Consider the following 24,328-nt stretch of genomic DNA (forward strand, 5'->3'; position numbering starts at 1 on the left):
CCGGACGGACGGAACGGGCGGGGCGCCCCGACAGCGCCCCGCCCGTTCCTCCGTCGGCTCCGGTCAGTCGTTGTCGACGCCCGGGCCGATGACCTTGATGCGGTCCTGCGCCGGCGCCTTCAGCGGCGCGGCCGCCGAGCTGTTGGCACCGAGGTAGGTGGCGAAGACATCCAGGTCGGAGGCGCCGACCAGCTTGTCGGTGCCGGCCGCGAAGGCCGGGAAGCCGTCGCCGCCGCCGGCCAGGAACTCGTTGGCCGCGACGCGGTACTTCGCGGCCGGGTCGATCGCCGCACCGTTCAGCCGGATCGAGTCCACGAGCACCCGGTCCGCACCGGCCTTGCGCATGTCCAGGGTGTAGGTCAGGCCCTTGGAGGACTGCAGGATCTTCGGCGAGGCCGCGTTGGCACCGCTCACCTGCTGCTGGAGCAGCTGGACCAGCTGGGCGCCGGTCAGCGTCTTGACCTGCATCATGTTGGTGAACGGCTGGACGGTGAACGCCTCGCCGTAGGTCACCACGCCGTCGCCCTCGGCCCCACTCGCCTTGTAGACCAGGTCCGAGCGGATGCCGCCGGGGTTCATGAAGGCGAGCTGCGCCCCGCCCTTGTCGGCGGGCGCCAGACCGGCCAGCTGGGCGTCGGCGATCACGTCACCGAGCGGCTTCTCCAGGTCGCTGTTGCCGCGGCCGTTGATGTCCGAGGCGATGTAGCCCAGCGGACGGTTGGCGATCGGCGCGGCCAGCTTGGAGTAGTGGTCGATCAGCGCCGTCATGTCCGGGGCCTTCTCGACCGTGCGGCGCACGATGTGGTTCTCGGCCTTGACCGAGGGGCGCACGATGGTGCCCGTGGTCTTGTCGAGCTTCAGGTCGATCTCGGTGTAGAGCCGGCCGAAGGAGGCGGCGCTGGTCACCGAGCGCGGCACGCCCTGCGGGTCGGGGATGGTGCAGGCGTAGGCGTTGTGGGTGTGACCGGTGACGATGGCGCCGATCGCGGGGTCCAGGTTCTTGGCGATGTCGACGATCGGGCCGGAGATGCCCTCGCCGGCGGCGCCGCAGTCGTAGTTGTAGGTGCTGCTGGCCGGCAGCCCGCCCTCGTGGATCAGGGCGACGATCGAGTTCACGCCCTGCTTCTTCAGCTCGGCCGCGTACTTGTTGATCGTGTCGACCTCGTCGCCGAACTTCAGGCCCTTGACGCCCTCGGCGGTGACGATGTTCGGCGTGCCCTCCAGGGTCGCGCCGATGAAGCCGACCTTGACGCCCTGCGACCTGGTCACCCAGTACGGGGCCAGGATCGGCTTGCCGGTCTTCTCGTTGGTGACGTTGGCGGCCAGGTAGTTGAAGTTGGCGCCCTTGAACTTGCGCCCCTCCTCGTAGCAGCCGTCCACCGGGTGGCAGCCGCCGTCCTGGAGGCGGATGAGCTCCTTGGAGCCCTCGTCGAACTCGTGGTTGCCGACCGCCGTGACGTCCAGGCCGAGCTTGTCCATCGCCTCGATGGTCGGCTCGTCGTGGAAGAGCGCCGAGGTCAGCGGGGAGGCTCCGACGATGTCACCGGCGGCGACGGTGATCGAGTCGTCCGCCGGGATCCGGGCCTGGCGCAGCGCGGTGGCCAGGTACTCGATGCCGCCGGCCGGGGTGCTGACCGGCTGTCCGGTCGCCGGGTCGATCTCCCGGATGGTGCCGGACGAACCGGCCGGGGGCTCCAGGTTGCCGTGGAAATCGTTGATCGCCAGCAGCTGGAGGTTGACGGTCTTGTGACGCTTGGCGTCCGCGGCCTGGGCGGCGGTCGGCATGGCCACGGTGCCGACGAGGCCGGCCGCGGCGACGGCGGCCAGAACGGCACGTCGGGATCTGACGGTGAGCATGAAGGTCCCCTGCACCTTGAGAGAGCGCCCGGCGGTCGACATGCGTGGACGGGCGACGGGAGGCGTTGCGCCAGTGCAGCCTAGAGTCAACGCGCGTAGCTGTCAGGACCCTGGACGTAACGACAGGGTTACCTGCTGACGAACCGTCGCCGCACGGCGGGCCGCCGGACGGGCGCGCCGCAGCGGCCCGGAGCCGGACCGGACTGACGCGGCGGGGGCTCCGGCGCACGCCGGAGCGGGGTTCAGAGACCTGGTTCGGACGCCAACTGGCGCTCTGCACGGGTCCGCTCGGCGACCGTGTCCTCCGTCATCGCGCGGTCGGTGTAGACCAGTGGCCGCTCGGCCTCGGTGATGATGTGCTTCACCACCTGGACGTTGCCGTTGACGTCCCAGACCGCGATGCCGGGCGAGAGTGTGGGGATGATCTCAACCGCCCAGCGCGGCAGACCCAGCACCCGGCCGGTGGCTCTCGCCTCCTCGGCCTTCTGCATGTAGATCGTCCGGGTGGAGGCCATCTTGAGGATCGCCGAGGCCTCCTTGGCGGCCGCGCCGTCCACCACGTCGGACAGGTGGTGCACCACCGCCACGAAGGAGAGACCGAGCCGGCGCCCGAACTTCAGCAGCCGCTGGAACAGCTGGGCGACGAAGGGGCTGTTGATGATGTGCCAGGCCTCTTCCACCAGGAAGATCCGCTTGCGCCGGTCCGGCCTGATCCAGGTGTGCTCCAGCCAGACGCCGACGATCGCCATCAGGATCGGCATCGCGATCGAGTTCCGGTCGATGTGCGACAGGTCGAACACGATCAGCGGCGCGTCCAGGTCGATGCCGTCAGTGGTCGGCCCGTCGAACATGCCGCGCAGGTCACCGTCGACCAGCCGGTCCAGCACCAGGGCCACGTCCAGACCCCAGGACTGCACCTCGTCCACCCCGACCCCGAGCGACTCCACCGAGGCCAGCTCGGGACTGCGCAGGGTGTCGATGATGTCGTCCAGCACCGGCTGCCGGTCGGTCACCGAGGCGATCACATGGGCGTGCGCCGCCTTCAGCGCGAACCCCGCCCGCTCCTCCAGCCCGCGCCCCATCGCCACCTCGACGATGGTGCGCAGCAGCGACAGCTGGCCGGTCTGGGTGATCGCAGGGTCCAGCGGGTTGAGCTTCACCCCGCCGTCCCGGGCCGCCATCGGGTCGAGCCGGATCGACTTTATGCCCAGCGCGTTGGCGATCAGGTTCCACTCGCCGACGCCGTCCTCGCCCTGCGCGTCCAGCACGACCACCTGCCGGTCGCGGAACCGCAGCTGGCGCAGCACGTACGTCTTCTCTAGCGCGGACTTGCCGTTGCCCGACTCCCCGAGCACCAGCCAGTGCGGAGCCGGCAGCTGCTGCCCGTACAGCTGGAAGGGGTCGTAGACGTAGCCCTTGCCGCTGTACACCTCGCGGCCGATGATCACGCCGGAGTCACCCAGCCCCGGCGCGGCGGTGGGCAGGTAGACCGCCTGCGCCTGGCCGGTGGAGGTGCGCACCGGCAGCCGGGTGGTCTCCACCTTGCCGAACATCAGGCTGGTGAACGCGTCGGTGAGGTTGCCGATCGCCATGCGGGGCCTCCAGGTGGATCAGCGGCGGATGCCGGTGGCGAACGGCAGGGTGTTGACGAACGCCCGGTGGTGCTCGCGGTCGCACCACTCCAGCTTGAGGTAGCTCTTGCCGGCCGAGGCACGGATGGTCCGCTTGTCGCGGGCCAGCGCCTCCGGGTTGCGCGAGGAGACGGTGATGTAGCCGACCAGGTTCACCCCGGCCGCGCCGGAGGCCAGGTCGTCACCGCGCTGGTCGACCCGGCCGGTGTGGGCCAGGTCGCGCGGGTCGACCGTCCGGTTCATCTTCGCGGCGCGGCTGGCCTCCGCCTCGTCGTTGGTCTTCTCGGTGAGCATCCGCTCGATCGCGACGTCGGTGGGCTCCAGGTCCATCGTCACCGCGACCGTCCGGATCACGTCCGGGGTGTGCACCAGCAGCGGCGCCAGGAAGTTGACGCCCACCGGGGTCAGCGGCCACTCCTTGATCCACGCGGTGGCGTGGCACCAGGGCGCGCGGGTCGCCGACTCGCGGGTCTTCGCCTCCAGGTACTGCGGGTTCGTCGCGTCCAGCTCGGCCGGCCAGGCGTTGCGCCGGGACATCGCCTGGATGTGGTCGATCGGGTGGTCCGGGTCGTACATCGAGTGCAGCAGCGAGGAGAGCCGCGCCTGCCCGAGCGGCTGGCGCACCCGGATGTCGGCCTCCGCCAGCCGCGCGCAGATGTCCGTCAGCTCACGGGCCATCACCGCGGCCAGGCCCTCGTCGTCCCGGGCCCGCCGCCCGGTCGCCGTCCGGCCCATCGCGTGCGCCTCGGCGGCCAGGTCACGGGTGTAGTGCATGCAGGCCACCAGGTACGCCCGGTGCTGCTCGGAGGAGGTCGACACCATCGACTGCAGCTGGTCGTACGAGTCCTTCAGCCAGCCCGGCGCGTTGTGGTCGCCGCGCCGCTCCACGTCCTTGGCGTGCGCGTCCGGGTCCGCCGGCAGCGTACGGGCCAGGATCTGCAGCCGCGTCACGAAGCCGTCGCCGTTGGCGACGTGCTTCAGCAGCGTGCCGAACCGGTCGACCAGGGCCTCCTGGTCCTCCGAGTCGCGCAGGCCGACGCCCGGGCCCTCGATCTCGATCGCGGCCGTCACCGTCCGCCGCTCCAGGTGCATCAGCACCCCGACCTCGTCCGGCCCGAACGGCGCGGCCAGCCAGCGCAGCCGCCCCACCCCGGGCGGCGGGCCGACCTCGACCTCCCGCCCGTCCATCCGGGTCCCGGCGTCCATCACGTCCGACTTCCACACCGCCCGGCCGCTACGCACCGTCCGGCGGTAGGTGCGGTTGATCTCCACCCACTTGTAGAACGTCCGGCGCCGGTACGGCACGTAGACCGCCGCGATCGCCAGCAGTGGCAGACCCACCAGACCCGCGATGCGCAGCGGCAGGATCGGCATCAGCAGACCCCAGAGCATGCCGAGGAACGCCCCGAAGATGATCAGGACGATCTCGCCGGACTCCCGGTTGCGGCCGATCGGCGCGTTCGGGCGGGCCTTGCCGATCAGGTAGGTGCGGCGCTGGTGCACGTACGGCTGGGCGTACTGGGCGCCGTACTGGCCGAGTGGTTCGCTGCTCACTTACCCGTCACCCTCCCTTCGCTGGATTGCTGTCGCGGGTCGAGGCCGAGGCCGGCGAGGCCTGCGGCGGCGGCGCGGGGGACCGCGTCGCGTGGGCGGCGATGCCCGGCGCGACCGAGCCGCCGCCCACCCCCGGGCTGCCGCCGCCCCCCTGCGCGCCGCGGTCGCCGTGCGTGCTGATGCCCTGCTTCACCAGGTTCGCCGTGCCGTTGATCATCGCCGACCCGGCCGACACCGCGCTGGCCCGGGCATGGCGCATGCTCATGATCTCGTCGCCGAAGCCCGGCACGAAACGGTAGACGGAGGCGCTCGCGAAGATCGAGAGGAAGAGGATCGCCAGGCCCGACAGCACCCGGGCGAAGTCGTCGTTGGCCCCGGCGCCGGTGGCCACCGCGCCGGCCAGCCCGAGGATGATCACGATGATCGGCTTCGCCAGGTCCACCGCCAGCATCACCCCGGCCCAACGGCGCACGTGCTTCCACAGCTGCTTGTCGACCAGCCCCGCGTACACCGCCGTCCCCAGCAGCGCGCCCACGTACAGCATCGCCGCCCGGATCAGCAGCTCGACCCAGAGCACCGCCGCCGCCAGCACGGCCACCAGCGACACGATGATCAGGATCAGCGGGCCGCCGCCCATGTCACCCTTCTCTAAGGTGTCCGCGAACCCGCCCAGGTACGTCCCGGTGTCGGACTTCGTCCCCACCGCGATCGCCGTGGTCAGCCCGTCCGTCGCGCTCACCACGGTGTACAGGATCAGCGGCGTGAACGCGGAGGCCACCACGGTCAGCCACAGGAAGCCGATCGCCTCCGAGATCGCCGTCGTCAGGGGCGCGCCGCGCACCGCCCGCTTCGTCACCGCCAGGAGCCAGAGCACCAGCGTGATGATCGTCGAGGCGGCGAACACCACCGCGTACTGCTGCAGGAACGACGCGTTGGTGAAGTCCACCTGCGTCGTCCCGTCGATGGCCCCCGACAGCTTCCGCACCACCCAGGACGCCGCCTGCGCACACCCCTTCGCGAGCGCCCCGAGCGGATCGGTGACACTCCCGACGGTCCCGGAGCCGGGGAGCGTACCGCTGCCGCCCGGCGCGCAGTAGACGTCGTTGCCGGGAAGCGGCACTCCCGGGCAGCTCGTATTGGTCGGGCCGGAGGTCGGCGAGGGGCTCGGCTCGGCGAAGGCCCGCCCGGCCGTCAGCACGACCGGGAGAACGCTTGCCACCGCACCTGCGGCCAGCCTGCCCAACCCACGTCGCACGGAACCCGGACCAGCGTCAGCGGGCATAGCGGAAGCCTCCGAACTGCTCGACGGCACCAGTGATCTCCTCGGCAGTCGCGGCCTGCTGGTCCGGCGGGACGGGTGCGGGGCCCGCCACCCGGCTGTAGTCGGTGAGCTTCCAGTCCGTACCGGTCCACCGCAGGCTGAGAGTCAGCGTGAACCATTCCTCCGAGACCGGACGGACCGAGCGCTCACCCGCCAGGCCGAACAGACCCGTGCACCAGACCTCGACCTTGACGCTCTCCGAGCTGTACCCACTGCTCTTGGTCCCGACCGGAACAGTCCGGCTGACGAAGGTCAACCCCTTGGGTGCGCGCCCCTGCGCGTCGACACCGAACCTGGCCGCGGTCTCGGGTGTGAACCCCTGGTCCAGGCGGGTCTGGAGGGCCGCGACGGCCGACGGGTCGGCGATGGTGGTCACGATGGTGTGGCGGCTGTCGGTGCGGAACATGTCGGCCGAGCCGATGGCGACCGCGTAGTTGGTGGCGGCCGACTGCGCGCCCTGGTCGGTGTGCGGGAAGCCGCCGGCGATCCCGTTGGTCGTGGTGCCGACGGGCTGGTCGCCGCTGGGTGCCGGCCCGGCGCCGGAGGCGGCCGTGGGGGCGACGCCGTCGGCCGAGCGGGCGGGCCCGGAGCCGGGGTCGGCCTTGCCGCGGTTGGCGATGGAGATCGCCACCACCAGCAGGGTCACGACCACCAGGACGGCCAGCAGGGTCCGCAGCGGTCGGGGCTGACGGGCGGTCGGCTGGGACGAGGGCTGTTCGCCGACCGGCAGCCGCGTACGGGTGTGCGGCTGGTCGTCGGACAACGGCACGGCGGCCCTCCTGGTGCTGGGAGCCGGGGAGGCTCCGGGGGCCCCTCCGCCCGTGGGCGGGCGCGGAGGGAGGGGTGGTGGGGTGGACTCCCGACGGGGGCTCCGACGGAACCGGCGGCCGGGCGGGCGGACAGCCGTGCCGCCCACGCGCGCCCGAACTGTCCGATCGTCAGATGGCCATGCCGTACACAATGGTGAACAGAGTGCCAAGTGATCCAATGATGAACACGCCGGTCAGCCCGGCGATGATCAGTCCCTTGCCCTGTTCGGCACCGAAGCTGTCCCGCATCGCGGTCGCACCGATCCGCTGCTTGGCCGCGCCCCAGACGGCCAGGCCGAGGCAGGCCAGGATCGCCACGGCCATGACGACCTCGACCATCACCCGGGCCTCCGACCCGAGACTCGCGAACGGGCCCCAGTCCGGGGCGATCCCGCCGATGATGGTGTCGATATTCGGCTTCTTAGGAGGGTCTTCGGCCAGGTGGCCGATCGCGAGTCTGTCCACGCTGCTCAGGTTCATTTCCATCTCACCGCCCGATCAGGCAAATTCAAGGGCCCAGACCCCGTCCGCGCGAAGGGTCGGTACCTATTCTTGGCCAGATCTGATGTCGACTTGGCTGCTTCTCGCGGATTGGTCGTGCGGCACCGGACACGTACGCGAGGATGTCCACCGTACGAAGGATAGCGCTCACTCTTTGTATCTCTGATGATTGCGGTGAGCAACGCCTTCCGGGACACTTCGACTGACGATTCGTCGGGATGGTGCTGATGGTACTCCGGAAGGCCGGTACGGCCGCCGCCGCTGCGGGAGTTGTAGCGGTCGGCTTCATCGGGCTGGTCACGGTTGCGACGTATGCGGCCAGTGGTGCGCCGCAGCAGTCGGCCAATCGCGCCGCGCTCTCCCCGGGCACCGTTCCGGCGGCCTACCAGGGGCCGATCCAGCAGTGGGGCTCGCTCTGCCCGGAGATCTCCCCGCCGATGCTCGCGGCGCAGCTGTACCAGGAAAGCGGCTTTGACCCGGGCGCCCGATCGCCGGTCGGCGCGCAGGGAATGGCGCAGTTCATGCCGGCCACTTGGGGAACATACGGCACGGACGGCAACAATGACGGCAAGAAGGATGTCTGGGACCCGCTGGACGCGATCGCCTCGGCCGCCACGTTCGACTGCGCACTCGCCGACGACGTCGCCAAGGTCCCGGGCGACCGCCAGGCCAACCTGCTGGCCGCCTACAACGCCGGTCCGTACGCGGTCACGAAGTACGGCGGGATCCCGCCGTACAAGGAGACCCAGGGCTATGTGAAGAACATCCAGGCCATGGCCCGCAGCTTCACCGCGCCGACCGCGCCGGTGGCCGTCTCCCAGCAGTCGGCCGGGGCGATCTACTTCGCCCAGACCAAGCTCGGCACCCCGTACCTGTGGGGCGGCGAGGGCCTGCCCTCGCAGAACGGGCGGTTCGACTGCTCCGGGCTGACCCAGGCGGCGTACGCCAGCGTGGGCATCACGCTCCCCCGAGTCGCCAACGACCAGTGGTACGCCGGGCAGCACCCCTCGCGCGACCAGCTCCGCCCGGGAGACCTGGTGTTCTGGGCGACCGACCTGGGCGACCCGCGCACCATCCACCACGTCGGCATCTACGTCGGCGGCGGTTACATGATCAACGCCCCGCACACCGGCGCGGTGATCCGCTACGACAAGATCGACAGCAAGGAGTACATCGGCGCCACCCGGGTCACCTCGGACGGCGCCGAGGCGCTGCCGGTCCGCAACACCGACGGCAGCATCACCGGCCCCAGCCGCCCGGGCACCCCGGACTCCCCGGCCTCGTCGACCCCCGCCGCCCCGGCCAACCAGGCCGCCCCCGCACCGCCGTCCGCCCTCGGCGCGCCCGGCTCCGCGGCGTCCCGCCGGACGGTCGCGGCCGGCCCCTCCCCGACAGGTGCAGGTCAAAACGCTGCAAAGAGCTGAACCCTCCGGGCCCCCGGGTGTGAGTGCGCTGTGGACGCTGAGTCAAGTTTCCATAACCGCGCGTTTCCGTGGAACGCTGTGCACCGGTTATGACGTTGAGTTCGTTGGCTCCACGTCAGCTCCCTGAATAGGGCGGGGACGGCGGGCCACGGCCGGATCGAACAGGTGCTGCGGAACCAGAAGGAGGTGCGGCGTGTCGACGCCGCTTGCCGACACGACCAACCCCGACCTCGGACTGCTCTACGCCGTCAACGGCCTGGCCAAGCGCTCCCCGCAGTGGTTGGACCACTCGGTCTCCTGGATCGGCGAGTACGGCATCCTGATCGGCCTGGCCCTGCTGGGGCTGGTCGGCTGGCTCCAGGCGCGACGCCGCCCGGACGCCCCGGTGGCCGTCGCCGGCCTGCTCTGGGCGCCGCTCGCGGTCGCCCTCGCCGAGCTGGCAAACCTGCCGATCGCCGCCATCGTCAACCGCCCGCGGCCGTTCGTCGACCACGCCGGGTTGGACGTCCTGGTGGAGGGCAAGGAGGGCACCCACTCCTTCGTGAGCGACCACTCGACGATGTCGATGGGCATCGCGGTCGCCCTGTTCCTGGTGAACCGGCGGCTGGGCTGGATCGCCGGCGGCCTCGCGCTGCTGCAGGGCTTCTGCCGGATGTACATGGGCGTCCACTACCCCACCGACGTGATCGGCGGCTTCGCGCTCGCCACCGCGGTGGTCCTGCTGCTGGCGCCGATCGCGATGGCCGTGCTGGTCCCGCTCTGCCACGCGCTGAGCCGCACCGCTGTCGCCCCGCTGATCCGGGCACCGCAGTCCGGCAACCGCCCGCGCGGCGGCCGCCGGGGGCGGACGGGCGGCACCGTGACGTCCGGCGAACAGCCGCCGGAGTCCGATCTCGCGGCCTAGCGGCGGGCAATCGAGGCCGCGTCCGGCCGGCGCCAGACCGTCGTCCGGCCGGCGCTAGATCGTCGTCCGGCCGGCGCCGGTCCCGGCCAGGTGGTCGGCGGCCTCGCGTCTGGTCAGATCCCGGGAACGGCGGGCCGGTGAGAACCAGCCGCACGCGCAGGTAGCGAAACAGAAGGAACCGCGCTCGCTGATCTCGACGCGGTGCTCGGGCATCCGGGCGGTGCCGGGCTCGGCCGGCAGCTCACTGTGCACGTGCTTCACCGTAACGCGCCCGGGACCCGGCGCGCGACGCCCGCCGTGCGCCGGGTGCCGGGTAACCCTTCGATGCCCAACTCGTTTGCCCGGAAAGAGCTCTGCCCACCCGGTGGTGGTGGCCGGCGGGGCAGTCGGGGCCCGAGGGGGTTGTCGCGAGGATGAAGATGACCGACCAGCAGCGCAGCGGCCGGCGGCACGGTCGCCCACTGCCCCACCTGCGTTCGGCGGCCGGCGCCGCCGTGCTCGCCGCCGCGCTCGCCGGGCTGGCCGGCTGCTCGGGCGCCACCGCCGACTCCGGCGGCTCGGCCGATCAGAAGGCGGGCGCCGACCGGCTCTCCGCCGACCCGGTGACGGCCGTCCGCAGCGCCGCCGACATCACCGGCCGGACGGGCTCCGCGCACACCGCGACCGAACTGGTCACCGAGTCGGCCGAGAAGAAGGCCGTCTTCACCGGCACCGGCGGCTACGACTACGTGAAGCGGATCGGGCGGCTGGAGGTCGCGGTGCCACCCGGCGCGGCGACCACCGGGAAGATCGTCGAGGTGGTCCTGCCGGGCACCGTCTACCTGCAGAACAGCGGCGCCAAGGTGCCCGAGGGCAAGTGGGTCAAGCTCGACGTGCGCCAGCTGCCGGACGGCAACCTGGTCAGCGGCGGCGCCACCGAACCGGCCTCCGCCGCGGGTGCGCTGCGCGGGGCGCAGAAGGCGGACCTGGTCGGCACCGAGACCGTCGACGGGGTCCCGCTGAAGCACTACCGGGGCACCCTGGACCTCGCCAAGGCCGCGGACGCGACCGGCGGCCGGGGCGGGGACGGCCTGCGGATGGGCTCCCAGACCTTCACGGTCAAGGACGTCCCGTACGACGCCTGGCTGGACGAGCAGGGGCGGCTGCACAAGGTGGTCGAGATCTTCACCTTCGCCGGCGTGGCCGGGTCCAAGGAGGCGAAGGACCAGGTGAAGGTGACGTCGACCACCACGCTGTCGGACTTCGGCAAACCGGTGGAGGCGGCCGAGCCGCCCGCCGCCGACATCTACGCGATGAAGCCCACGGAAAGCCCGAAGTAGCCGGCGGCGGGGACGCCGCCGGATCGGGTGGGCCACCCCGGGCAGCGCGGCCCACCCGTTTCGGCGGCGCCGAGATGGCCCGTCCGTGCCATGTGGACGGGCTGCGAAGTGCCTAGGCTGGACATCGGGTGGCTGCCGCCCGGGCTGGCGAGGCGCTGAAGGGGTGGTGCAGGTGGTGTCGTCCACGGGCGGCCGCAGCGGCGGCCACGAGGACGCGGCCCTCGACGAGATCGACCTGGCCGGCGAGCTGATGATCGCCGCCACGGCCAGCGACGGCGACCGGCTCCCGCCGGAGCGGATCGACGAGGTGCTGCTGCTGGACCGGCCCGACGGCGCCGCGGCCGCCGACCGGCCGTCGGAGGCGGGGCACCGGACGCCCCAGGAGCGGGCGCCCGGACGCGCCGGCCGACGCTCCGGAGCCGGGCCCGCGGCGGGCCCCGGAACCAGCCGCCAGGGCAGCTCCTAGGCCCCCGGCCGAGGGGCTAGCTGCGCAGCAGCCGGCCGATCGCGGCGGTGGCCTCCGCCACCTTGGCGTCCAGCTCGGCGCCGCCCTCCTCGGCGGCCGCGGCGACGCAGTGCCGCAGGTGCTCCTCCAGCAGGGACAGCGCGAAGGACTGCAGGGCCTTGGTACCGGCCGACACCTGGGTCAGCACGTCGATGCAGTAGACGTCCTCGTCGACCATCCGCTGGAGGCCGCGGATCTGGCCCTCGATCCGGCGCAGGCGCTTGAGGTGGGCGTCCTTCTGGGCGCTGTACCCGTGCGGACCGTGTCCGCCGTGCCCACCGTGCTGTGCGGGCGCCTCCGGAGCGGCCGGCCCGGCGGCGGCGCCGTACGGCTCGCCCCCCGGCGCCTGGTCCGGGTCGGTGCGCGCTTCCGTCGTGGTCATCGGCCCGCCTTCGTCTGGATGCCTGGGTGGCTGCGTCGGCCTCCAGTGTCCAACACCGGGGCCGGTCGTGGTGTTCCTCCGGCGCGGTCCACGGCCCGGAGCGGCCCCGGACAGGCTCCGGGCGGGGTCCGGCCGGGCTCCGGGGCCGGCCCGGAGGGTGGTTCCCCCGTCCGGGCCACACCCCGCTGTTCCGCGCGCACGGCAGGGGCAAACCGCGCGAGGTTCCGTCAGACTGGGGGCTCACGTCCGCACATGGGTGTGCGGGCCGGGTGCACCACTACGGCGACCAAACGGAAGCGGAGGATCCGCCTCCCCTCGCACCACCCCGTTTGCGCAATTGCGCTTGGTTGCACCTAGCATCGTTCAGTCCCTACCCCGCACATCGGAGATTTCCGTGCGTTTTAGCCTGACCCCGAAGGAGACGAGTTTCTACGACATGTTCGCCGCCGCCGCGGAGAACCTCGTCGTGGGATCGAAGCTCCTGCTGGAACTGCTGGGATCAGACGTGTCGGCCCGCGCGGAGATCGTCGAGCGCATGCGCGCCGCCGAGCACGCCGGGGACGACACCACCCATGCGGTCTTCCACCAGCTGAACTCGTCGTTCATCACGCCCTTCGACCGCGAGGACATCTACAGCCTCGCCTCGTCGCTGGACGACATCATGGACTTCATGGAGGAGGCCGTCGACCTGGTCGTCCTCTACGACATCCAGACCCTGCCCAAGGGCATCGAACAGCAGATCGAGGTGCTGGCGCGCGCCGCCGAGCTCACCGCCGAGGCGATGCCGAACCTGCGCACCATGTCCAACCTCACCGAGTACTGGATCGAGGTCAACCGGCTGGAGAACCAGGCCGACCAGATCCACCGCAAGCTGCTCGCCCACCTGTTCTCCGGCCAGTACGACGCCATCGAGGTGCTCAAGCTCAAGCAGGTCGTGGACGTCCTTGAGGAGGCGGCGGACGCGTTCGAGCACGTCGCCAACACGGTGGAGACCATCGCCGTCAAGGAGTCCTGACCCCCGTGGACCTGGCTGCACTCATCGCCGTCCTCGGCGTTGCGTTCTTCTTCACCTACACCAACGGCTTCCACGACTCCGCGAACGCCATCGCCACCTCGGTCTCCACCCGGGCCCTCACCCCGCGGGCCGCGCTCGCGATGGCCGCGGTGATGAACCTGGCCGGCGCCTTCCTCGGCAGCGGCGTGGCGCACACCGTCTCCAAGGGCATCATCGCCACCCCGACCGGCAACCAGGGCATGGCGATCCTGTTCGCCGCCCTCGTCGGCGCGATCGCCTGGAACCTGGTCACCTGGTACTTCGGCCTGCCGTCCTCCTCCTCCCACGCGCTGTTCGGCGGCATGGTCGGAGCTGCCCTGGCCGGCGGCACCGAGGTGATCTGGAGCGGCGTCCTCGACAAGATCGTCATCCCGATGATCGTCTCGCCGATCGTCGGCCTGGTCGGCGGGTACCTGGTCATGCTGGCGATCCTGTGGATCTTCCGGCGGGCCAACCCGCACCGCGCCAAGCGCAACTTCCGGGTCGCGCAGACCGCGTCGGCCGCCGCCATGGCCCTCGCGCACGGTCTGCAGGACGCCCAGAAGACCATGGGCATCGTGGTCATGGCGCTCACCATCTCGGGCCACCACGACAGCAGTGACATCCCGGTCTGGGTCAAGATCTCCTGCGCCACGATGCTCTCGCTGGGCACCTACGCGGGCGGCTGGCGGATCATGCGGACCCTCGGCCGCAAGATCATCGAGCTGGACCCGCCGCAGGGCTTCGCCGCCGAGGCCACCGCCTCGACGGTCATGTACATCACCTCGTTCGTGTTCAAGGCGCCGATCTCCACCACCCACGTGATCACCTCGGCGATCATGGGCGTGGGCGCCACCAAGCGGATCCGCGCGGTCCGCTGGGGCGTCGCGAAGAACATCGTGCTCGGCTGGTTCATCACGATGCCGGCCGCCGCGATCGTCGCGGCGCTGATGTACTGGTTCGTCCACCTGTTCTGGGGCTGACACGCCGGGCCGGACAGGACGCGCCGGCGGACATGGCAAGGGCCCGCCCCCACGTCTCGGGGGCGGGCCCTTCCTCATACTTCGCGGCGGCACCGCCATGCAGCACCACGAAGCAGCTCTGGCTCCGGGCGGTCTAGCCGAAGCGGCCGGAGATGTAGTCCTCGGTCGCCTGCACGGACGGGTTGGAGAAGATCCGCTGGGTGTCGTCCAGCTCGATCAGCTTGCCCGGCTGGCCGACCCCGGCGAGGTTGAAGAAGGCGGTGCGGTCGCTGACGCGGGCCGCCTGCTGCATGTTGTGCGTCACGATCACGATCGTGAACTGGGACTTCAGCTCGCCGATCAGGTCCTCGATGGCGAGGGTGGAGATCGGGTCGAGCGCCGAGCAGGGCTCGTCCATCAGCAGGACCTGCGGCTCGACCGCGATGGCGCGGGCGATGCAGAGGCGCTGCTGCTGACCGCCGGAGAGGCCGGCACCCGGCTTGTTCAGCCGGTCCTTGACCTCGTTCCACAGGTTGGCGCCCTTGAGGGACTTCTCCACCACGCCGTCCAGGACGGACTTCTTGCGGACGCCCGCGAGCTTCAGCCCGGCGATCACGTTGTCGTAGATCGACATCGTCGGGAACGGGTTCGGCCGCTGGAAGACCATGCCGACCGCCCGGCGGACGGCGACCGGGTCGACGTGCGAGCCGTAGAGGTTCTCGTCGTCCAGGAGCACCTTGCCCTCGACGCGGGCGCCGGGGATCACCTCGTGCATCCGGTTGAGGGTCCGCAGGAAGGTGGACTTGCCGCAGCCCGAGGGGCCGATGAAGGCCGTCACCGAGCGGGGCTCGATGCTCATCGAGATGTCCTCGATGGCCTTGGTGGTGCCGTAGAAGGCGGACAGTCCGCTGACGTCGATGCGCTTGGCCATGATCGTTACTTCTCTCGCCCGCGGCCGGGGGCCGCTAATGAATTCTGGGTCGTACGTCAGTCGGGCGCTCAGCGTCCGCCCTTGGGCGAACGCCAGCGTGCGATGCCCCGGGCGATGAGGTTGAGCCCCATCACGAAGGCGATCAGCACCAGCGCCGCGCCCCAGGCACGGGCGTAGCCGTAGTCGTTGTTCACCACCGCGTACTGCTGCCAGATGTACATCGGCAGCGACTGCTGCGGCCCGTTGAACGGGTCACTGTTGATGAAGTCCGCGCCGAAGACCAGCATCATCACCGGGGCGGTCTCGCCCGTGATGCGGGCGACCGCGAGCATCAGACCGGTGGTGATGCCGCCGATCGCGGTGGGGAGGACGATCCGCAGGATGGTCTTCCACTTCGGCACGCCGAGGGCGTACGACGCCTCGCGCAGCTCGTTCGGGACGAGCTTCAGCATCTCCTCGGTGGAACGGACCACGACCGGCATCATCAGGATCGCCAGCGCGAGGGAGCCCGAGAAGCCCGAGTAGGAGAAGCCGAGCGCGATGTTCCACAGGGACAGGATGAACAGACCGGCGACGATCGACGGGACACCCGTCATGACGTCGACGAAGAAGGTGACCGCCTTGGCGAGCCGGCCCCGGCCGTACTCGACCAGGTAGACGGCGGTCAGCAGACCGATCGGGGCGGCCATCGCGGTGGCCAGCAGGACCTGCTCGATGGTGCCGATCAGCGCGTGGTAGATGCCGCCGCCGGGGCCCGAGTAGCGGACGCCCTTCATCGAGTGCGTCAGGAAGTTGCCGTTCACCACCTCCGCGCCCTGCTGGACGGTGTAGATGGTGAGCGCGGCCAGCGGCACCACGGCCAGGATGAAGGCGACCCAGACCACCGAGGTGGCGAACCGGTCCTTGGCCTGGCGGCGGCCCTCGACCCGGGCGGCGAGCCCGTAGCTGATCCCCAGGAACAGCAGCGCCGAGATGAGGCCCCACTGCAGGTGGCTCTCCAGCCCGCCGACCGCGCCGATCCCGCAGCCGAGCGCGATCGAGCCGGCGGCGACGGCGGCCGGGGTCCACCTGGGCAGGCGGTTGGAGGTCAGCGGGCGGCCGACCGGGCGGGTGTCCGCCGGAACGGACGTGGTCGCGGCGCTCATGCGTTGGCCCCCGAGTACTCCTTGCGGCGGGCGACGATCAGCCGCGCGGCACCGTTCACCACGAGGGTGATCACGAACAGGACGAGGCCGGAGGCCATCAGCGCGTCCCGGCCGAAGGGCTGGGCCTCGGCGAACTTCAGCGCGATGTTCTGCGCGAAGGTGCCACCGCCCGGGTCGAGCAGGTGGAGCGAGAGGACGTTGTTGGAGGAGAGCACCACCGCGACCGCGATGGTCTCGCCGAGCGCACGGCCGAGGCCGAGCATCGAGGCCGAGATGATGCCGGGGCGGCCGAACGGCAGCACCGCGGTGCGGATCATCTCCCAGCGGGTCGCGCCGAGCGCGAGCGCCGCCTCCTCGTGCATCCGCGGCACCTGCCGGAAGACCTCCCGGGTCACCGCGGTGATGATCGGCAGGATCATGATGGCCAGCAGGATGCCCACGGTGAACAGCGTGCGCGGCACGGTGCCGACCCGGGACTGGTCGAAGACGTACGTCCAGCCGAGGTACTCGTCCAGCCAGCTGGTCAGCCCGTAGAGGTGCGGCACCAGGAAGAGCGCGCCCCAGAGGCCGTAGATGATGCTGGGCACGGCGGCCAGCAGGTCCACCAGGTAGGCGAACGGCTGGGCGATCCGGCGCGGCGCGTAGTGCGAGATGAACAGCGCGATCCCGATGGCCACCGGGACGGCGATCGCCATCGCGAGCGCCGCGCTGATGATGGTGCCGAACGCCAGGACGGCGATGCCGAAGACGGGCTTCGCGGCGTCCGGCGTCCACTCGAAGGTGGTGAGGAAGTTGCCCTCGTTCTTGCTCAGCGCGATGCCCGCGCGCCAGGTCAGGAAGCCTGCGATGGCGGCCATGATGACCAGCAGCAGGATGCCCGACCCACGGGCGGCGTTCATGAAGATCTTGTCGCCGAGCCGGCTGTCACGCTTGCGGCGTTCCCTGCCTCGCGGGGCGGCAGGGGAGGATGAAGTCATGTGGTCTACTCCGGTCTGGTGGTGCTGCCCCGAGGGGGCGGCACCCTGGCGGCGGTGCCCCGGACGTGCTCATGGCGAAGTCGTGCTGTCCGGCGGAGCGGCCCCGGCCCCCTCGTCCACGGGGCCGCTCCACCGGAGGTCGGGCTGGATCAGGCCAGGGTCGGGATGACCGCGTTGACCTTGTCCGTCAGCTCCTTCGGGAGCGCGACGTAGCCGGTGTCGCCGACCGCCTTCTGACCGGCGTCGCTGGCGGCGTAGGTCAGGAACGCCTTCAGCGCGTCGAGGGTGTCGGCCTTGTTGCCCTTGTCGCAGACGATCTCGTAGGTGACCAGGACGATCGGGTAGGAACCCTCCTCCTTGGTGCCGTAGTCGAGGGTCAGCGCCAGGTCGCTGCCGGTGCCAGCGATCTTCGCCTTGGCGAAGGTGGTGGCGGCGTTGGCGGCGGTGGCCTCGACCGGCTTGGAGGCACCGGTGGCGATCGCGGCGCTCTTCAGGTTGTTGCTCTGCGCGTAGGACAGCTCGGCGTAGCTGATCGAGTTCTTGACCTGCTTCACCTGGGCCGCGACACCGGCGGAGCCGTTCGCGCCCTGGCCGCCCTTGCCGGCCCAGGCCTTGGCGGCCGGGTAGCTCCAGGCGCCGTTGGAGACCTTGGCGAAGTACTTGGTCAGGTTCTCGTTGGTGCCCGAGTCGTCCGTGCGGTGGACGGCCTGGATGTCGGCGTCCGGCAGCTTGGCGCCCGGGTTCAGCGCGGCGATCGCCGGGTCGTTCCACTTGGTGATCTGCGAGTCGAAGATCTTGGCGGTGGTCGCGCCGTCCAGGACCAGGTTGTCGACGCCGTCCACGTTGTAGACGATCGAGATCAGACCCGCGACGAGCGGCAGGTTGATGCCCTGGCCACCGGTGCAGACCTTCTTGCTGTCCTCGACCTCGGCCGGCTTCAGCGGCGAGTCGGAACCGGCGAACTGGATCTTGCCCTGGTTGAACTGCTGGACACCCGCGCCCGAGCCGCCGCCGCCGTAGTTGATGCTGGAGCCGGAGCACGCGGCGCCGAAGTTGTTCTTCCAGACGTCGATCGCGTTGCCCTGCGCGGTGGAACCCGCGGAGATCAGGGCGGCGGGCTTGCTGCCACAGGCGATCGCGGGAGCCGAGGCGGAGCCGCTGCCGCCGGACGCGTTGGTGTTGTTCTCGTCCGAACCGCAGGCGGCGAGCGACAGCGAGCTGACGAGCGCCATGGCACCGATGGCGAGGGCCTTGGAGCGGCCGTTCCGCTGGAGCTTCACAGGGGTGTCCCTTTCTGTGGCATTGCCCGGCACGCGGACCGTACGAGGACGGCGGGGCGCGGGTTTTGCTGTGGTCCGGGGCCCGTGCGGCCCTCCGGTAACCCCGAAGTTAAGCCGGGTAAGTGACACGTCAGCCGGTCGGAAGTGAACGGGGAGTGAACCTCGGACGGATGACAGGAAACTACGTCAGGTAGTAACGGTTGCGTCACGAGCAGGGCGCGGGAAGATCACTGCCGGCGTTCCGTCACCGGTCCGGCCAGGAGGGCGGGCCCGGCTACGAGGACCGGACCGGCCGCGCGCCGAGCATCCCGAGCAGCGCGTCCACCAGCACCCGGTCGCGCTCGTGCGTCAGCCTGGCCCTGGCCTTCCCGGCCGGCAGCCACTCCAGCCGGTCCACCTCCCGGTTCGGCCGGAACTCCCCGGCCGCCGGCACCGCCGCCCAGTACCGGACCTCCTTCGGCCGCCCCTGCGCCAGGTAGTGCTGCGTCGGCAGCTCGTCCCCCAGCACGCAGGAGAACCCGGTCTCCTCGCGCACCTCGCGCAGCGCCGCCTCGACCACGCCCTCCCCCGGGTCGAGCTTGCCCTTCGGCAGGCTCCAGTCGTCGTACTTGGGGCGGTGGATCAGCGCGATCCGCGGCCGCCCGAGCCGGCCGCTCTTCTTCGGGCGCCCCGGCAGCCAGAGCACCGCACCGGCGGCCAGCACCACCGGCCCCCGCCCGGGCCGCGGGCTGCTGATGGTCGAGCCGTGGGCCCGCTCGGTGCTCAGGCGGTCGTGCACGTCATGCCGTCCGGGGTCCGGGGGTGTACCCCCAGCCCTCGGCAGGGGGGATCTCCAGCCAGCCGTCCAGGCCCGGCGGGAGTTCGGGCCACCGGCGGCCGAAGGCGTACCGTGCCGCCTCCACCTCCAGTCGTTGATCAGCATGCACCACGCCGAGCACGTAGGCGGTCGCGGGTGTGATCCTCGGCGTCCGCGCCGCCGTGGCCGCGGTGACCGCCGCGTCGGCCGCCTCCTGGTGCCGGCGCAACACCTCGTCCAGCGCGTCCAGCTCGGCGGCCGGAAGGCCGCACACCTCCAGCGCGTAGCGGGCCCGCTTCACCAGGATCCGCACCCGGTGCCACGGCGCGTCGTCCGCCGCCAGCGCCGCGTCCGCGTCCATCGCACCCCGGGCCGCCGGCACCGCGCCGAGCCGGCGCAGACCGTCCCCGCCGTACGGGGTGGCCGCCCGCCGCAGCGGCAGCTGCTGGGCGCTCGCCGTCAGCGCGCCGAACGCCGTCGCCGCCTGCGGCAGCAGCACCGCGCCGGCCCGGCCGCCCGCCGTCTCCAGCAGCGGCGCCTCGGCGACCAGCAGCGTCATCCGGTCCGCCAGCGCGTGCAGCCGCGCCGAACGGAGCTCCTGCAGCACGGTCGAGTGCGCCCTGGTCCGGGCCAGCGTCAGCTGGCGGTCGAGCAGCGCCCGCGCCTTCGGCGCCCCGGCGTGGCCGGCCAGCATGCCGGGACCGTCCGCCTCGCTGCCGGTCAGCGCGTCCAGCGCGCCCAGCAGCCGGGCCGACCGGCGGACGTACCCCGGCTCCAGCGCCAGCAGGTTCAGCAGCCAGCGCAGCTCGGTGCGCGACTCCTGCGCCCAGGCCTGGTCGAAGGACCCGCCGAAGGTGTGCAGCAGCCCGCCGATCCGCCGTACCGCCCGCAGCAGTCCGGCCGTACCGGTGGACGGGACGACGGCCGCCCCCGGTCTGGCGCCGACCTCGCCCACGGCCATCGGCAGGGCCCGCAGGAACGCCCCGGCCTGGGCCGTGAGATGGCTGGAGAGGATGTCCCCGGCGGTCGCGGTGGAGGCCGTCTGGGCCGTCATCGGCGCATCGGTCATGACTAGGTAGATCCCCGTTCCCCCGGAGCCGTCCCCCGGGGCTGGTGGCCGACCGCAGCAGCGGATCCCGACGCTGGGCGGCCCGTGTCGGCGGCTCGCCCCGGTGGGTCGCTCCATGGGTCGTGGCGGCGGCTCGCGGTCAGCGGGCGGTGGCGGCGCGGCGGCGCTGGCGCGAGTCGATGAGCAGGTCCTGGACGTGTCGCAGCGGCTTGCCCTCGGCGTCCTGGGCGTGCCGGGTCCAGGCGCCGTCCGGCCCGAGGTGCCAGGACTCGGTCTCGTCCGACACCCCCAGGTCGATCAGCCCGGACAGCTCGGCCCGGTGCGCCGGGTCGGTGATCCGCATCAGCGCCTCGATCCGGCGGTCCAGGTTGCGGTGCATCATGTCGGCGCTGCCGATCCACACCTCCGGGTCCCCGTTGTTGCCGAAGACGAAGATCCGCGAGTGCTCCAGGAACCGCCCGAGGACGCTGCGCACCCGGATGTTCTCGCTCAGCCCCGGCACACCCGGGCGGATCGCGCAGATCCCGCGCACCCAGACGTCCACCGGCACCCCGGCCTGGGAGGCCCGGTACAGCGCGTCGATCACGGCCTCGTCGACGATCGAGTTGACCTTGATCTTCACGAACGCCGGACGGCCGGCCCGGTGATGGGCGATCTCGTTGTGGATCCGGGAGATCAGTCCGTCCCGCAGGCCGCGCGGCGCGGTCAGCAGCCGCCGGTAGGACTCGCGGCGCGAGTAGCCGGAGAGCCGGTTGAAGAGGTCCGAGAGGTCCGCGCCGACCTGCGGGTCCGAGGTCAGCAGCCCGATGTCCTCGTACAGCCGGGCCGTCTTCGGGTGGTAGTTGCCGGTGCCGACGTGCGAGTAGCGGCGCAGGGTGTCGCCCTCCTGGCGGACCACCAGGGACAGCTTGCAGTGCGTCTTCAGCCCGACCAGGCCGTAGACCACGTGGCAGCCGGACTCCTCCAGCTTGCGGGCCCACTTGATGTTGGCCTGCTCGTCGAAGCGCGCCTTGATCTCGACCAGCACCAGCACCTGCTTGCCCGACTCGGCGGCGTCGATCAGCGCGTCCACGATCGGCGAGTCACCGGAGGTCCGGTACAGCGTCTGCTTGATCGCCAGCACGTCCGGGTCGCCCGCGGCCTGCTCCAGGAAGGCCTGCACCGAGGTCGAGAAGCTGTCGTACGGGTGGTGCAGCAGGACCTCCCGCTCGCGCATCGCGGCGAAGATGTCCGGCTGCGAGGCCGACTCGACGTCGGTCAGCCCACGCGCCGTGCCCGCGACGAACTTCGGGTACTTCAGCTCGGGGCGGTCCAGGTCGGCGATGCCGAACAGACCGGTGAGGTCGAGCGGACCGGGCAGCGGGAAGACCTCCGCCTCGGTGATGTTCAGCTCCCGCACCAGCAGGTCCAGGATGTACGGGTCGATCGACTCCTCGACCTCCAGCCGCACCGGCGGGCCGAAGCGCCGCCGCATGAGCTCCTTCTCCAAGGCCTTGAGGATGTTCTCGGTGTCGTCCTCCTCGACCTCCAGGTCCTCGTTCCTGGTGACCCGGAAGGCGTGGTGCGCGAGCACCTCCATCCCCGGGAAGAGCTCCTCCAGGTGGGCGCCCATGACGTCCTCCAGCGGCACGTAGCGCTGGGGGGAGGCCTCCAGGAAGCGGGCCAGGGACTGCGGCACCTTCACCCGGGCGAAGTGCTTGTGCCCGGAGACCGGATTGCGCACCACCACGGCGAGGTTGAGGGAGAGTCCCGATATGTAGGGGAACGGGTGGGCCGGGTCCACCGCCAGCGGGGTGAGCACCGGGAAGATCTTCTGCCGGAACAGGGTGTGCAGGCGGGCCTGCTCCTTCTCGGCCAGCTCGGGCCAGCGGACCAGCTCGATGCCCTCGCTCGCGAGGTCCGGCAGGACCTCCTGCTGGCAGGCGGCGGCGTGCCGCGCCATCAGCTCGCGCGAACGGGTCCAGATGAGGTCCAGCACCTCGCGCGGCTGGAGGCCGGAGGCACTGCGCTGGGCCACCCCGGTGGCGATCCGGCGCTTCAGGCCGGCCACCCGGACCATGAAGAACTCGTCCAGGTTGCTCGCGAAGATCGCGAGGAACTTGGTCCGCTCCAGCAGCGGGATCTGCGGATCCTCCGCCAGTTCCAGCACCCGCTCGTTGAACGCGAGCCAGCTGCGCTCGCGGTCCAGGAAACGGCCCTGGGGCAGTTCGTCGAACAGCTCGTCGTCCGCGGCCGGAAGCTCCGGCGGTATCCCCAGCGCACTGGACATCCGGGCCGGAGGGGACAGCGGGGCAGAGACAGGGCGGGGGATGCTCATGGGCTCCAGCTCCTCCAGCAGGACGGCGTCCGGACGGGAAAGGCTCTGCGGGCCGTCGTCCTCGCCCAGCGCCAACGCCCACCCGCCCGGCGCGGTCAACACGGGACCGGCCGGCAGGCGTCGCCGACGCTGCACGAGCGAGACACTACGGACTTCATCCTGTGATCTTCGCGGCAGCAATTGAATCCACGGTAAACACCGCATGGCCAGGAGGAAAGCTGAATCGGTCGGAGCCGGGGCTTGGCGGCCCACCCGTTGCTTCGGCCCCGACTGTCCGCTATGCCGTCCCGGCGCCGCGCCGGACCGTGGTTCCGTGCCTGCCGACGGGTACCCGCGCGATCAACCCTACTGCGATCGGGTGGCGGCCCGGTCGCGGTACGACATCGGCGCGCGGGGTCGCTCGGCCGGTCTCATTCGGCCGGTCTCATTCGGCTGCTGCGGGCCCGCGGTACTGGACGCGGTACATCAGGTCGACCTCGTGGACGGTGAACCCCAGTCGTTCGTAGACGCGCACGGCGGCCGGGTTGTCCGCGTCCACGTAGAGCAGGACCGTCTCCAGCCCTCGCTCGCCCGGTCCGCCGCCGGTCAGGTGACGCAGGCCGGCCGCGGTCAGCGCCCGGCCGAGGCCGCTGCCCTGCTCCGCCGGGTCCACGCCGACCACGTACACCTCACCGAGGGCCGGCTCGGTGGCGGCCGCCGGGTGCACCTTGGTCCAGTGGAAGCCGACCGCCCGGCCGCCGCGGGTCGCGAGGAAGAAGCCCGCCGGATCGAACCACGGCTCGGCCAGCCGGTCCGCGAGGTCCTGCTCGGTCCAGGAGCCCTGCTCCGGGTGGTGCGCGAAGGCCAGCGCGTTCAACCGCAGCCACTCGGCGTCGTCCTCGCCGGGGCGGAAGGTCCGCAGCTCGATGCCGTCCGGGAGGGCGACCGCCTCGGTCTGCGGACCGGTGCGGCGCATCTGCCGCAGCTCGCGGACCAGCTCGGCGCCGTACTTCCCGGCCAGGTGGCGGGCCGCCGGGTGCCCGCCGTGCACCCAGACGTCGACGTGGTCGCGGCCGGCCCGAAGTGCCTCGTTCAGTACCGCGTCCAGCAACGGGCGGCCGAAGCCGCGGCCCCTGGCGGCCGGCGCCACCACGAGCTCGGCCGACGGGTTGGCGCCGGCCGGGTCGCCCTGGGGGAGTTCCAGCTGCGCGTAGCCGACGAGGTCGTCCACCGGCTGTGCCGGATCTGCTGCCCGCTGGACGAAGTGGACGACTCCCGGGCGGGCCGTGTCCGAGGAGCGGAGCCGCAGACGCCCCTGCTCGGAGACCGCTGCGCGGCCGTCCACCGCCTGGGCCTCCGTCAGCACGCGCAGCGCACCGTCGCGCGCCTCCGGCCGGAGCACCTCGCGAGCGACGACCGCCCCCTCGCCGGTCCCCGGCGTTCCCTCGTAGACCCGTTCCTGCTGCGCGTCCTGATCGTCCATGCTCTGACGATACGTCAAGGGAAACGCAAAGAACCCCCCGATCCTTACGGACCGGGGGGTTCTTTGGAATGATTGTTCGGCGGCGTCCTACTCTCCCACAGGGTCCCCCCTGCAGTACCATCGGCGCTGTGAGGCTTAGCTTCCGGGTT

General features: G+C 71.3%; 22 protein-coding genes and 1 rRNA gene. 6 read left to right on the forward strand and 17 right to left on the reverse strand.

The window, feature by feature from the left end:
• Positions 1-63: 63 nt before the first annotated feature.
• The 6 genes from ACZ4UX_RS30685 to ACZ4UX_RS30710 all read right to left on the reverse strand — a co-directional run bounded on the left by ACZ4UX_RS30685 (position 64) and on the right by ACZ4UX_RS30710 (position 7,652).
• Positions 64-1,857, reverse strand: a complete 1,794-nt coding sequence (locus tag ACZ4UX_RS30685) for a bifunctional metallophosphatase/5'-nucleotidase (RefSeq protein ID WP_465709014.1) — start codon at positions 1,855-1,857, stop codon at positions 64-66.
• A gap of 242 nt (positions 1,858-2,099) precedes the next feature.
• Positions 2,100-3,449 (reverse strand): ATP-binding protein, encoded by a 1,350-nt coding sequence (locus ACZ4UX_RS30690; protein ID WP_329489094.1) that lies wholly within the window; start codon positions 3,447-3,449, stop codon positions 2,100-2,102.
• Positions 3,450-3,467: 18 nt separating this feature from the next.
• On the reverse strand, positions 3,468-5,042 hold the full coding sequence (locus tag ACZ4UX_RS30695; protein ID WP_396488914.1) for an SCO6880 family protein: 1,575 nt from the start codon (positions 5,040-5,042) through the stop codon (positions 3,468-3,470).
• 7 nt (positions 5,043-5,049) lie between these two features.
• On the reverse strand, positions 5,050-6,324 hold the full coding sequence (locus ACZ4UX_RS30700; RefSeq protein ID WP_380385460.1) for a hypothetical protein: 1,275 nt from the start codon (positions 6,322-6,324) through the stop codon (positions 5,050-5,052).
• On the reverse strand, positions 6,314-7,132 hold the full coding sequence (locus tag ACZ4UX_RS30705) for a hypothetical protein (RefSeq protein ID WP_465709015.1): 819 nt from the start codon (positions 7,130-7,132) through the stop codon (positions 6,314-6,316). The genes ACZ4UX_RS30700 and ACZ4UX_RS30705 overlap by 11 nt, the downstream gene beginning before the upstream one ends.
• Positions 7,133-7,301: 169 nt before the next feature.
• Positions 7,302-7,652, reverse strand: coding sequence for a hypothetical protein (locus ACZ4UX_RS30710; protein WP_329489090.1), 351 nt, complete (start codon positions 7,650-7,652; stop codon positions 7,302-7,304).
• Between the two features lie 239 nt (positions 7,653-7,891).
• On the opposite strand from ACZ4UX_RS30710, the gene ACZ4UX_RS30715 reads away from it, so the two are divergent.
• Both ACZ4UX_RS30715 and ACZ4UX_RS30720 read left to right on the forward strand, forming a co-directional pair.
• Positions 7,892-9,097 carry a C40 family peptidase gene (locus ACZ4UX_RS30715; protein WP_465709016.1) on the forward strand — a complete coding sequence of 402 codons (1,206 nt, stop codon included), beginning with the start codon at positions 7,892-7,894 and terminating at the stop codon, positions 9,095-9,097.
• A gap of 193 nt (positions 9,098-9,290) precedes the next feature.
• Positions 9,291-10,001, forward strand: a complete 711-nt coding sequence (locus ACZ4UX_RS30720) for a phosphatase PAP2 family protein (protein ID WP_465709017.1) — start codon at positions 9,291-9,293, stop codon at positions 9,999-10,001.
• A gap of 54 nt (positions 10,002-10,055) precedes the next feature.
• Here ACZ4UX_RS30720 and ACZ4UX_RS30725 read toward each other — a convergent pair whose 3' ends face one another.
• Complete coding sequence (locus ACZ4UX_RS30725; RefSeq protein ID WP_465709018.1) at positions 10,056-10,253, reverse strand: hypothetical protein; 198 nt, start codon at positions 10,251-10,253, stop codon at positions 10,056-10,058.
• A 167-nt stretch (positions 10,254-10,420) separates the two neighbouring features.
• Between ACZ4UX_RS30725 and ACZ4UX_RS30730 the strand changes: the two genes are divergently transcribed.
• Both ACZ4UX_RS30730 and ACZ4UX_RS30735 read left to right on the forward strand, forming a co-directional pair.
• Positions 10,421-11,320, forward strand: a complete 900-nt coding sequence (locus ACZ4UX_RS30730) for an SCO4651 family lipoprotein (protein WP_465709019.1) — start codon at positions 10,421-10,423, stop codon at positions 11,318-11,320.
• Between the two features lie 172 nt (positions 11,321-11,492).
• Positions 11,493-11,786 carry a hypothetical protein gene (locus tag ACZ4UX_RS30735; protein ID WP_465709020.1) on the forward strand — a complete coding sequence of 98 codons (294 nt, stop codon included), beginning with the start codon at positions 11,493-11,495 and terminating at the stop codon, positions 11,784-11,786.
• 16 nt (positions 11,787-11,802) lie between these two features.
• Here the strand turns inward: ACZ4UX_RS30735 and ACZ4UX_RS30740 are convergent, their stop codons facing one another.
• Positions 11,803-12,207 (reverse strand): metal-sensitive transcriptional regulator, encoded by a 405-nt coding sequence (locus ACZ4UX_RS30740; RefSeq protein WP_465709021.1) that lies wholly within the window; start codon positions 12,205-12,207, stop codon positions 11,803-11,805.
• 394 nt (positions 12,208-12,601) lie between these two features.
• Between ACZ4UX_RS30740 and ACZ4UX_RS30745 the strand changes: the two genes are divergently transcribed.
• Both ACZ4UX_RS30745 and ACZ4UX_RS30750 read left to right on the forward strand, forming a co-directional pair.
• Positions 12,602-13,222, forward strand: coding sequence for a DUF47 domain-containing protein (locus ACZ4UX_RS30745; RefSeq protein ID WP_329489086.1), 621 nt, complete (start codon positions 12,602-12,604; stop codon positions 13,220-13,222).
• A 5-nt stretch (positions 13,223-13,227) separates the two neighbouring features.
• Positions 13,228-14,223 carry an inorganic phosphate transporter gene (locus ACZ4UX_RS30750; protein WP_352293704.1) on the forward strand — a complete coding sequence of 332 codons (996 nt, stop codon included), beginning with the start codon at positions 13,228-13,230 and terminating at the stop codon, positions 14,221-14,223.
• Between the two features lie 133 nt (positions 14,224-14,356).
• On the opposite strand, the gene pstB is transcribed toward ACZ4UX_RS30750, so the two are convergent.
• The 9 genes from pstB to rrf form a co-directional block, all read right to left on the reverse strand.
• Complete coding sequence (gene pstB / locus ACZ4UX_RS30755) at positions 14,357-15,133, reverse strand: phosphate ABC transporter ATP-binding protein PstB (protein ID WP_329489084.1); 777 nt, start codon at positions 15,131-15,133, stop codon at positions 14,357-14,359.
• A gap of 68 nt (positions 15,134-15,201) precedes the next feature.
• Positions 15,202-16,278: a phosphate ABC transporter permease PstA gene (gene pstA, locus ACZ4UX_RS30760; protein ID WP_329489083.1), complete on the reverse strand. Its 1,077-nt coding sequence runs from the start codon at positions 16,276-16,278 to the stop codon at positions 15,202-15,204.
• Positions 16,275-17,255, reverse strand: a complete 981-nt coding sequence (gene pstC, locus ACZ4UX_RS30765) for a phosphate ABC transporter permease subunit PstC (RefSeq protein WP_329489082.1) — start codon at positions 17,253-17,255, stop codon at positions 16,275-16,277. Before pstC ends, pstA begins: the two co-directional genes overlap by 4 nt.
• Positions 17,256-17,404: 149 nt before the next feature.
• On the reverse strand, positions 17,405-18,535 hold the full coding sequence (gene pstS, locus ACZ4UX_RS30770; protein WP_329489081.1) for a phosphate ABC transporter substrate-binding protein PstS: 1,131 nt from the start codon (positions 18,533-18,535) through the stop codon (positions 17,405-17,407).
• A gap of 274 nt (positions 18,536-18,809) precedes the next feature.
• Positions 18,810-19,271: an NUDIX hydrolase gene (locus ACZ4UX_RS30775; RefSeq protein ID WP_380385525.1), complete on the reverse strand. Its 462-nt coding sequence runs from the start codon at positions 19,269-19,271 to the stop codon at positions 18,810-18,812.
• Between the two features lie 43 nt (positions 19,272-19,314).
• On the reverse strand, positions 19,315-20,400 hold the full coding sequence (locus ACZ4UX_RS30780; RefSeq protein WP_465709022.1) for a CHAD domain-containing protein: 1,086 nt from the start codon (positions 20,398-20,400) through the stop codon (positions 19,315-19,317).
• A 139-nt stretch (positions 20,401-20,539) separates the two neighbouring features.
• Positions 20,540-22,717, reverse strand: a complete 2,178-nt coding sequence (locus ACZ4UX_RS30785; protein WP_329492196.1) for an RNA degradosome polyphosphate kinase — start codon at positions 22,715-22,717, stop codon at positions 20,540-20,542.
• Between the two features lie 424 nt (positions 22,718-23,141).
• Positions 23,142-24,179, reverse strand: coding sequence for a mycothiol synthase (gene mshD / locus ACZ4UX_RS30790; protein ID WP_465709023.1), 1,038 nt, complete (start codon positions 24,177-24,179; stop codon positions 23,142-23,144).
• A 74-nt stretch (positions 24,180-24,253) separates the two neighbouring features.
• A 5S ribosomal RNA gene (gene rrf / locus ACZ4UX_RS30795) occupies positions 24,254-24,328 on the reverse strand; the annotation flags it as partial.

This window comes from Kitasatospora sp. NPDC028961, assembly GCF_055564815.1.